The 11,143-nt window shown below is 57.0% G+C and carries 6 protein-coding genes; all 6 read left to right on the top strand.

From position 1 onward, the window contains the following. Nucleotides 1-399 precede the first annotated feature (399 nt). Nucleotides 400-2,592 (top strand): DUF262 domain-containing protein, encoded by a 2,193-nt coding sequence (locus ACFQ6Y_RS13515; RefSeq protein ID WP_378633202.1) that lies wholly within the window; start codon nt 400-402, stop codon nt 2,590-2,592. A gap of 4 nt (nt 2,593-2,596) precedes the next feature. Continuing rightward, entirely contained in the window at nt 2,597-4,036 is a 1,440-nt protein-coding gene (locus tag ACFQ6Y_RS13510; protein ID WP_378633198.1) for a phytoene desaturase family protein, read from the top strand. A gap of 998 nt (nt 4,037-5,034) precedes the next feature. After that, nucleotides 5,035-5,241 (top strand): helix-turn-helix domain-containing protein, encoded by a 207-nt coding sequence (locus ACFQ6Y_RS13505; RefSeq protein WP_378633193.1) that lies wholly within the window; start codon nt 5,035-5,037, stop codon nt 5,239-5,241. A 6-nt stretch (nt 5,242-5,247) separates the two neighbouring features. Continuing rightward, on the top strand, nt 5,248-8,511 hold the full coding sequence (locus tag ACFQ6Y_RS13500; protein ID WP_378633189.1) for a helicase-related protein: 3,264 nt from the start codon (nt 5,248-5,250) through the stop codon (nt 8,509-8,511). Then, nucleotides 8,508-9,215, top strand: a complete 708-nt coding sequence (locus ACFQ6Y_RS13495) for a DUF4391 domain-containing protein (RefSeq protein ID WP_378633185.1) — start codon at nt 8,508-8,510, stop codon at nt 9,213-9,215. The genes ACFQ6Y_RS13500 and ACFQ6Y_RS13495 overlap by 4 nt, the downstream gene beginning before the upstream one ends. Further along, nucleotides 9,203-11,140, top strand: coding sequence for a site-specific DNA-methyltransferase (locus ACFQ6Y_RS13490; RefSeq protein ID WP_378633180.1), 1,938 nt, complete (start codon nt 9,203-9,205; stop codon nt 11,138-11,140). Before ACFQ6Y_RS13495 ends, ACFQ6Y_RS13490 begins: the two co-directional genes overlap by 13 nt. Nucleotides 11,141-11,143: the final 3 nt, after the last annotated feature.

The raw sequence follows: 11,143 nt of genomic DNA, 5'->3' as shown, positions 1-11,143 counted from the left end.
CGATGGTGTGCGTTCTGGCACCCGGCGACGTGAGTCTTCGGTCGGTTGAAACTTTTGTGAGTCAACCGTGTAACGAAAACGATAATTCAGAACCCCGGCACGGGCGCAACTAAGGTAGCCCTATAATTGCTCTGAACTGCGGCGATGCAGGGAGCCAGAAGGCCCCTCGACAGATTTCGGAGCTGCGTCTGTGCAGAGAAGTTCCGATTCACAGGATACCGAATCCGCAGGAAACAGGCGCGATGGGCGATGAATGCAACAACTGGCCGCAGCGATAAGAATCAGCTGCGGCCAGTGCGCCTCGAACTGTAACAAAAGTTGATCGATCAACCAAGGTCTAGGCCTGAATTGTTTGCTCGCAGAATGCCATCGCTGTAATTTCCGTAGGCTCAGGTCGCCATGACCGTCAACTCCGACGTCCCCGCAGCTAAAGTTCTTCGCGACGATGCCAACTACGTCGTGGTCCAACCAAGTCGAAGGAAACGCCGGATGAGCACGCTTTTCAAACCCGTCGGATGGAATGTTCAGAGCCTCGTCGATTCAGTCCACAGCGGTGTCATTCAGTTGCCAGATCTCCAACGGCCATTTGTATGGCCCAAGGCAAAGATCCGCGATCTGCTCGATTCGATGTACCGAGGCTATCCGGTCGGCGAGATCATGTTCTGGAACGTGTCGCAAGAGGACACATCCCGTGCCATATCAGGATCGACCGAGCGAAGTGGTTCACACCAGATCATCGATGGGCAACAGCGGCTGACCAGTCTGTATTCCGTTTTCAAGGGGCAACCGGTGCGGAATGCAGAGTACAAGGAACAACGCATGCTCATAGCGTTCAACCCGTTCACCGAGAAGTTCGAGGTCACGAACACGGCTATTGAGAGATCCGCGGATTGGATACCGAACATCTCGGCATTTTTCGACAATCCGTTCAAGGTCAAACGTGCCTTCAAACGGAGGTACGAGGATGCGCGCGGGGAGATCGACGAGGAGTTGGAGGAGCTGATCGAAGATCGGCTGGGGCAGCTCGACAACCTTCGTTCCTACGAGTTCACCGTCGTCGAAATCCAGAGCCACGCAGACAAGAAGGTTGTCGCTGACATCTTTGTGCGAATCAACTCCGAGGGTGTCAGCCTGAAATCCTCAGATTTCATCTTGACCTGGCTGAGCGTTTTCTGGCCAAACGGGCGTGAACAGCTAGAGCAGTTCGCCCGCAATTCCCGCCTGACCCCGCAACGAGCCAGCGAGATCGCGGAGGCACCGGTTCGGTGGACACCGATCAACAACTACCTTGCCGTTGATGCCGGACAGCTTGTCCGCGTGCTCGTCGCTGTCGGCCAGAATCGCGCGAAGCTGGGTGATGCATACAACGCATTACAGGCGAAAGATCGGCACACCGGTTTCATTGACGGCGCGCGCCAGGAAATTGAACTAAACAAACTGCGAACCGCGCTTCCTCTGGTGATCAAAGAGATCCACTGGACAGAGTTCATACGATGCCTTGCGGTCGCCGGATTCAAGTCCCGCAAGATGATCACCTCTGACATGAATGTTCTGTCAAGTTACGCACTTTGGATATTAGGACGCACCAGATTCGGTGTGGATCTGACCGTCCTACGCAACCTGATGGCACGTTGGCTGTTCATGTCTCAGCTCTCGGGTCGCTACACCGGCAGTGCAGAGACACAGTTGCAGAAGGATCTGGATCGCTTGAGTGCGCTGGAGAGTACCGACAGCAGGCACTTCATCAATACACTGGAATCGGTCATCAACGCTGAGTTGTCAGAAGATTTCTGGACGTTGCGTATGCCCGACGCTCTGATTTCGTCGTCGGCCGCGCTCTCCCCCACCTACCAGACCTATCTCGCTTCTCTAAATATCTTGGATGCGGACATGTTCATGTTGAACAACAAGATCCAACAGTGGATGGATCCGGCCCTACCTGCGGAGAAAGGTTCGGAAGGACACCACCTCAATCCTCGAAAGTACCTCCAAAACTCCTTGGGCATAATGGATCTGAAGAAGATTAACCAGGTTGCAAACTTCGCGCCAACGGACTGGAGCACCAACATTGCGATCTCCGATCGTAGACCTGGCGAGTACTGGCCGGCGCTTGTCGAGGAGCGAGGCTTCGCAGGTAAATCTCTAAAAGACCAAATGTTTTGGCACGCTCTACCTGACAGGTGGGAGCACATGGAGTACGACGAGTTCCTGCGGAAACGTCGCACACTTATGGCTGAGGTAACGCGAGCAGGATACGAAAAATTGCTGGCAGGTCAATCTCCTTCGGCAATCTACGAGACGCCCACTGCTGCATCTCCTTTCGCAACTCCAGAAATTTCGGATCTGATCGATACCGGAATTTTGGCTGTCGGTGACGTTTTGAGTCCGATCGACGAATCGCTACGGATACGAGCCGAAATCACGGAAAGTTCAACCGCGTTGGTCGAGGGCCACGAATTCACGACGCTGGATTCAGCAGCGCACCATGCTGGTGCAGACAACATGTCTGGGCTTGATTTTTGGCAGCGCGAATCAGCAGATGGACTAACTCCCCTCAGTTCAGTCGTCGAGAGACAAAAGCTGACAAGGTAGAGTCATGACAACAGCGGCAGTGGTGGGCAGTGGCCCCAACGGTCTCGCGGCGGCGATCGAACTCGCCCGCGCCGGAATCGACGTCCATGTCATCGAAGGTGCGGACAAGATCGGCGGCGGCACCCGCAGTAGCGAATACATAGTCGACGGACTCGTCCACGACGATTGCTCCGCCTTCCATCCCACCGCTTTGGCTTCTCCCTACTTCAAGGCCCTCGACCGCGAATTCGGGCTCGCCAAGCATGGCCTGACGTGGCTGTGGCCCGAGATCGATCTGGTCCATCCACTCGACGACGGCACCGCCGGGGTTCTGTGGCGCGACATCAGCCGGACCGCTGAAGGACTGGGTGTCGACGGTAAGCGCTGGCTCGACGTCTTCGGATACCTCTCCGAGAACTTCGATGAGTTGGTGCAGGACGTCTTCCAGCCGATCGTGCACGTTCCGAAGCACCCGCTGATGCTCGCCCGTTTCGGCACGGGCGCTCTGCTTCCCGCGACGGGTTTCGCTCGGATGTTCAAGACCCCACAAGCGCGGGCGCTGTTCGGTGGCGTCGCGGCGCACATGTTCGGGACGCTCACCCTTCCACTCTCCAGTGCTGTCGGCTCGATGCTCACTGCTGGAGCCCATGCTCACGGTTGGCCTGTGGCGCAAGGTGGTTCAGAATCAATTGCGGAGGCGCTCGCCTCGATCCTGCGTAGCCTCGGTGGCACCATCGAAACCGGGAACTGGGTCACCAACTACTCCCAGATCGCCGACTACGACATCGTGATGCTCGATATCGCACCAGACGTGGCCGGCCGTCTGCTCGACGGTCGGCAGCCCGACCGCATTGCCCGGGCCTACCGCAAATTCCGCTACGGCACCGCCGCGTACAAGGTCGACTACGCCGTGCGTGGTGATTCCGACGGGAGCGTCGTGCCGTGGACGAATCCGCATGCCCGCAAGGCCGGCACCCTGCATCTGTCCGGGACGATTTCGGAAACTGCTGCTGTCGAACGCCAGACCATACGGGGTCAGATGCCGGACAAGCCCTTCATTCTGTTGGGCCAGCAGTTCTTGGCCGACCCCTCCCGATCTGTGGGAGACATCCACCCGGTATGGGCGTATGCGCATGTGCCGCACGGATATCCGGGTGACGCGACCGATGTGGTCACGCGTCAGATCGAGAGGTTCGCGCCGGGGTTCCGGGACCGGATCGTGGGCGTCCACGTGCGCAATGTGCCGCAGATGCAGGCGTACAACCCCAACTACGTGGGCGGCGACATCTCCGCGGGGGCGAACACTGCGCGGCAGATCATCGCGCGCCCCCGGTTCGGGCTCAACCCCTATGCCACTGGGGTTGAGGGCGTCTACCTCTGCTCGTCCGCGACTCCCCCGGGCGGCGGCGTCCACGGGATGGGCGGGTTCAATGCTGCGCGGGCGGCGCTGACGGCGCGGGGTTGATGCGTCCCCGATGGGGACGACATTTCAGACACACGTGAACCCATCGTCACTGTCCAAGGGAAAACGAGGAACTGTTGTCCGTCACTCCCGACGATGAAGACGATGAATACGGGCCGTAGCTCGAGGACGCCTGCGTTCCGGCTGCGCCTCTGGACAGGAGGTTGAACTGCCCCTGTTGGCGCGCTGGCCGGGCCGCTTCAGATCGAGACCGGCGTAGCGACCACCGGCGAGAAACTACTGGCATTGGTCCACATCGACGACGAATGGAAACTCGCGATGCCATCGACATCAAACTTTGTACGGGTCGAACTCCTGATCCCCGATGCGCTTCCCAGGTTCTCAGCTCGGTTCAACCCTGCAGTCTTGCGGCCGAAGGAATGGCTTCACCGCGGTGCAGATGGATACGAGATTTCGCACCTTCACAGTGATCGAATCGGATCACGAAGTTAGAGCCGACCCTCCGTCGCCATGGCACTCAAATCTTCAGGTGGAGGATGACCGCTCACCAACCGTGTCTGTCCACCTCTGCACACCACCTCTGCGCGCGGACATGCGAACTGATCTGCAATAAACGGGGTTCGATCCCTTCAATGCCGTCGGAAACCCCGGACGCCCGCAGCGATTCGACGTCGACACGGGTTTTCGACACACTCCACCAGCGCAATCGCCGCGGCTGACCAGATACCGAATATCGATCTATTTTCGACAACATCCGTCACGCACCGAAAATCACTGCCCGTGAAAGTCGGTGCGAACCACGTGTCTGACTCGCGCAGGGCGCTCCTCGCAGGGCACTCCTCCAAGTGCAGAGGTAGCGACGCTGACGTCGCCAAAGATCACCAGCAGGATCGACAGAAGCAGCACCAGCGCGGATACGATCCATAAGACCGGGCCTAATCCTGTCTAATTCGGACTAATCTACCTAGGATCGACTCACATCTCCGCTACGATAGAGCGGTTCGGGCGCCGCCCGTCAATCTTTGACTGGAGGTCCCGCCGTGGTCGAGCCCTGGCTATCCGCCGACGAGATTTCGATCCACCTGGGTGTCACGAAGGACACGGTGTACTCCTGGATAGCGGACAAACGGATGCCCGCGCACAAGGTCGGCAGACTCTGGAAGTTCCAAACTAGCGAGGTCGACGAGTGGGTACGCAGCGGCGGTGCTGCCGAACATTCCGACCGTTCCCCGTCGACGGAGGAATGACCAAATATGCGAATCATCGACAATGTTAACGAATCCTTTGGTGACGACCTCAAGACGGAAATCACCACCGGATCGCGGTTACGCATCGCGGCATCAACCTTTTCGATTTTTGCATTCGAGGCGCTCCGCAAAGAACTCGAACAAATTGAGTCTCTAGATTTCATCTTCACTTCGCCGTCATTCGCGACCGCGAAAGCCACGGACCGCTTGCCGAAAGAACGACGGGAGTTCGTCGTTCGGCATGGACTGAACAGTGAGTCGACCCTGTATGGGTCTGAGTTCGAAATTCGCTTGCGCAACAAGATGACTCAGCGCGCGATCGCACGCGAGTGTGCAGACTGGGTGCAGCGCAAAGTCCGGTTTCGATCGAACAAGACCGGCGCCCCGATGCAGCAGTTCGCCATAATCGATGACAAAGCCGCATACATGCCGCTTCATGGATTCACCTCCGCGGACCTGGGGTACGAGCGAGGCAACGCAGTGTCCAATATGGTCAATAAGCTCGATGAAGCACCGATGGCTACTCAGTACGTACAGCTCTTCGACCAGATCTGGCACAACCAAGAGCATCTCGACGACGTAACCACGGAGGTTTACGACCACATTGCTTCGGTATACGCGGAGAACTCACCGGAACGCATCTACTTCCTGATCTTGTACAACCTGTTCGCGGAGTTTCTCGACGACATCAGTGAGGACGTTTTACCTAACGATCTTACTGGCTACCAGGACAGCGCCATCTGGAAAAGCCTTTACAACTTCCAGAGCGACGCCGCAACTGGGATCATCAACAAGCTTGAGACTTATAACGGCTGCATCCTGGCCGATTCGGTGGGGTTGGGAAAGACATTCACGGCGCTGGCCGTCATCAAATACTACGAACTGCGCAACAAGTCGGTGCTCGTACTGGCACCCAAGAAGCTGGCCGAGAACTGGACCAATTACAATGCGAACCTAACGACGAACATCTTCGCATCCGACCGGTTCAACTACGACGTGCTCGCCCACACCGACCTGTCACGAACCAAGGGGGAATCGCTGGGAATCCCTCTGGATAGAGTGAACTGGGGCAACTACGACCTGGTGGTGATCGATGAGTCGCATAACTTCCGCAATGCGGACTTCACTACTGAGAAAGAAACCCGCTATCAGCGACTCATGCGGCAGGTCCTTCAGCAAGGTGTCAAGACCAAGGTACTGATGCTGTCGGCGACACCGGTGAACAACCAGTTCACCGATCTACGCAACCAGCTCGCGCTCGCATACGAAGGTGACTCTCAACAGCTCACTGCGAAGCTTGACCTGTCGAGCAGTGTGGAAGAAGTGTTTCGGCAGGCGCAGCGCGTGTTCAACGAATGGTCGAAGCTCCCGGTCGAGCAACGCACTACTGACGCGATTCTGGCCAGGCTTGACTTCAACTTCTTCGAGTTACTCGACGCCGTGACAATCGCTCGCTCGCGCAAGCACATCCAGGCATTCTACGATACGTCCGCAATCGGCGCTTTCCCTGAACGATTGCCGCCTGTGTCGATCCACTCGCCTCTCACAGATCTGCCCGATGTGCCGTCGTTCAACGAGATATTCGAGCAACTGTCCTCACTTACCCTCGCTGTATACGCCCCACTGGCGTACGTGTTTCCAAGCAGACTAGAAAAGTACGAACTGCTCTACGCCGCGGTAGGAAATGGGAGCACAGCGAACCTCGGTCATGCGAACCGTGAACGCGGCATCCAGAAACTCATGACAGTCAACTTGTTAAAGCGGTTGGAGAGTTCCGTCGAAGCATTCCGCATCACACTCACTAAACTCGCCAGCACAGTCGGCCAGGCGATCACAGTGACCGGCAACCACACCGGCGCGGTTGCCGATCTCGCGTCAGCTATCGGAAATCTCGAGGCCAGCGATGACGACTTCGAGTTCCCGACTACCGGTACCGTCGGTACGAAGGTACAGATCGAGCTGGCGGACATGGACATCGAATCCTGGCTCCGTGACCTCGTCCACGACGCAGGTGTCATCGCCGAGTTGCTCGCCGGTGTCAGTGTCGTTACTCCGCACCATGACCTCAAACTCCAGGCGCTTGAGCAGCGGATCCGAGACAAAATCGCCACACCGATCAACGCGGGAAATCGTAAGGTACTTATCTTCTCTGCGTTTGCTGACACCGCTGCCTACCTCTACCGAGAACTTGCACCGCGCCTCGCGGACGAGAGCCTACATACGGCCGTTGTGACCGGGCAGGGAAGCCCGAATACCACTTTGGGCAAGGGATTTCCGTTCCAACAGATCCTCACACTGTTCTCACCGCGGTCGAAATCCCGCGAACTCATCATGCCGAACGAGAAGCGTGACATCGATATACTCATCGGCACCGATTGCATCAGTGAAGGGCAGAACCTTCAGGATTGCGACTACCTCGTCAACTACGACATTCATTGGAATCCTGTTCGCATCATCCAACGATTCGGTCGTATTGATCGCATCGGCTCGATCAACCAGTCGATCCAGCTCGTGAACTTTTGGCCCGACATCTCACTGGACGAATACATCAATCTCAAGGAGCGGGTCGAGAACCGCATGGTCATCGCGGACCTTGCTGGTACAGCCGACGACAACGTTCTCACTCAGGAGTCCAGCGACACCGCCTTCCGTAAGGAACAGCTCCGAAAGCTTCAGGACGAGGGCATCGAACTCGAGGATGTCCGCACCGGAGTCTCCATTACCGATCTCGGTCTCAACGACTTCCGTATGGACCTTCTCAGTTACGTCAAGGAGTACGGGGATCTGGCCGCCGCACCCAAGGGCTTACATGCCGTCGTGCCTGCTCAACCCGGCACAGCTTTGCAGCCGGGTGTCATTTTCGCGCTGCGAGACGTAAATACCGAGGAGACCATCAATCGCGGTAACCGACTTCATCCGCACTACTTGGTCTACCTCGACAACAACGGCAACGTCATCGCCGACCACACCGAGGTTAAGCATCTCCTCGACGTCATCCGCGCCGGATGCCGAATCCACGACGAACCCGTCGCCGCAGTCTGCCGCATCTTCAACACCTCCACCAGTGAAGGTGCGGATATGAGCCACTACTCCGATCTACTCACCGCCGCGATCCGCTCAATGATCGACGTTACTGAGGAACGCGACCTCGACAGTCTGTTCACCGCCGGCCACACCACAGCTCTGACTCAAACCATCAGCGGGCTCGACGATTTCGAGCTGATCGCGTTCCTCGCCATCGTCGACCCCGAATCCGGAGTCACCGGATGAACGCAACACTCTACAAATGGCCGCCAACTGCCAAGTTCGACCGGGTGGTGTCCAAAACTAAGTTCTACGAACACTCCTCAATCCCAGTTACTGTGCGTGAGAAGTTCGTCTCCGAAGTTCAGCGCATCAGGTGGGCATACAAACTTGCCGACAAGACCATCCACCTCCGTGGTAGTGACGCCGTTCCCGAGGTCCAGGTCTTTGTCATCGATGCGAAGGACGATGACATCAGCGAAGCGGTACTGGCTGCTATCGACAAAGCAATCCCGTTCCCGATCATCTTCGAGATCAACAGCGAGGCCAGCGACTATGCGCACACACGCATGGTCGCCGCCTACAAACAACTCGGTAGTACTACTACACGGATCAGCACCTACTTCGCCACCGGATGGCAGCCCGCGGATGTATCCCGCGTACCGCTTCCACCCGCGATAGACCTGCCAAGTCTCTATGCCGCGATCCTGACCCCCATGATCCCAATCGAAACCCTTCCATCCGAAGATCTGTCGGCAGCAACCAGCAGGATAGAGCAGGCGCGCAAAATTGAACGCGAAATCATAAACCTAGAGAAGAAACTCCGGAACGAACCGCAGCTCAACCGCAAGATTGAACTGCGACGAAGAGTTCAAGAGCGCACCACCGCGCTCACCGCGCTTACCAACCCCGCAACACCAACGAACGAGGATGCCCCGTGGAGAAGCTGAAGATGCACTCACCTGATTTGGCCAAACGGAACGTCGATGAGATCGCGAAGCTGTTTCCCACCGTCATCACAGAGGGCCATGACCAAGACGGCAACCCCACTTGCGTCATCGACTTCGATCTGCTCCGACAGGAACTCTCCGACCACATAGTAGAAGGCCAGCAGGAGCGCTACCAACTCGACTGGCCAGGTAAACGCGAATCCTTGTTCGCCGCCAACGCCCCGATCGCCAAAACTCTCCGGCCCCTACGCGAGGAGTCGGTCGACTTCGACACGACCCAGAATCTCTTCATTGAGGGCGATAACCTCGACGCACTCAAGCTCCTCCAAGAGTCATACCTCGGGCAGATCAAGCTCATCTACATGGACCCGCCTTACAACACCGGAAACGACTTCGTTTACGACGACGACTTTGCAACGTCAACTGATGAGTACCTTGCAAGATCTGGGCAGACCGATGAATCGGGAAACAGACTCGTCGCCAACACCGAGTCGAACGGACGCTTCCATTCGGACTGGCTCAGCATGATGTATCCAAGGCTTAAGCTGGCAAGAACATTACTAAGACCTGACGGTGTATTTGTTGCGAGTATCGATAGTCATGAGGCGCATAATCTCCGGAAGCTTTGTGATTCGGTTTTCGGCGAACGAAATTTCGTCGCGGAAGCAATCGTCGTAGCGAGTCCTCGCGGGCGCCAATCAGACTCCTTTCTTGCGGGCGTGCACGACTCGCTCCTTGTCTATGCACGTGACCGTTCGCTCGCTGTTGTGGGAGGTCGACCCCTCGATGATGAACAACGAGGAGACTTCAAGTTTCACGATCCAAGCCTTGGACCGTATCGCCTTCTGGGGCTTCGGCAACGAGGAACAGCATCGAAGCGAAGCGATCGTCCCGAAATGTACTTTCCTATATTCGTTGCGCCTGACGGTAAGAGCGTCTCTTTAGAAGCCACACCAGGATGGCATGAGGTGCTGCCTCGCAAGTCGGATGGATCCGATGGTCGATGGGCTTGGGGGAAGAGTCGTTGCGTAGCAATGAACGACCTGCTCGTTGCGCGCTGGATCGAACGTCGGGGAGAATACGATATATTCACGAAAGATACCCTCTTCCGAGAAGGATTCGAACGTAAACGGAAGTTCAAGACACTTTGGGATTCCAGTTCGTTCGACAACCAGAATGGCACTCAAGAGAACAAAGCGCTTATGGGTGGGGACTACATGAGTTACCCGAAACCTGTCGCTCTTATGCACGAGATCTGTCTATTGGGTGCTCCAGATGGCGGAATCGTCGCTGATCTCTTTGCCGGTTCGGGCACAACTGCGCAAGCAGTACTTGAGGCCTCCGCCAAAGACGGCAAGCACCGTCAATTCTTACTGCTTCAGCTCGATGAGCCGTCGCCCGTAGCTTCAGCAGCACACAAGGCCGGATACGAGACAATCGCACAGCTTAGTCGCGAGCGCGTGCGGCGCGCTGGGGCAAAGATCGCGGCCGACATTGGACTGACCGCTGGAGGATTCGACCATGGCTTCCGCGCGCTCAAGGTGGACTCGACGAATCTTGCCGATGTGTTACGCACACCTGACGAGGTCGGTCAGGACGATCTGGTCCTTCACTCCGACAGCGTGAAACCGGGTAGAACTAGCGAGGACCTGCTCTTTCAGGTGCTACTCGACTGGGGCCTTGAGCTAACGATGCATATAACCGTCGAACAGATCGACGGCTATGAGGTGATTGTGGTGGAGGATGGGGCTCTGGTCGCGTGCTTCGACACTGATGTGAGCTCCAGGCTTGTGCGTGAGATCGCCAGCCGCGAACCACTTCGTGCGGTGTTCCGTGACTCCAGCTTCGCTACCGATGCTGACCGCATCAACGCCGAGCAGGTTTTCACCGAGGTATCACCGTCAACTGATGTGAAGGCGATCTGAACG

The sequence above is a fragment of the Rhodococcus sp. NPDC056516 genome, from assembly GCF_042794655.1.
Classification (GTDB): domain Bacteria; phylum Actinomycetota; class Actinomycetes; order Mycobacteriales; family Mycobacteriaceae; genus Rhodococcus_F.
Note: the sequence above shows the minus strand (reverse complement) of the source record. Positions and strands in the feature narration are given on the sequence as shown.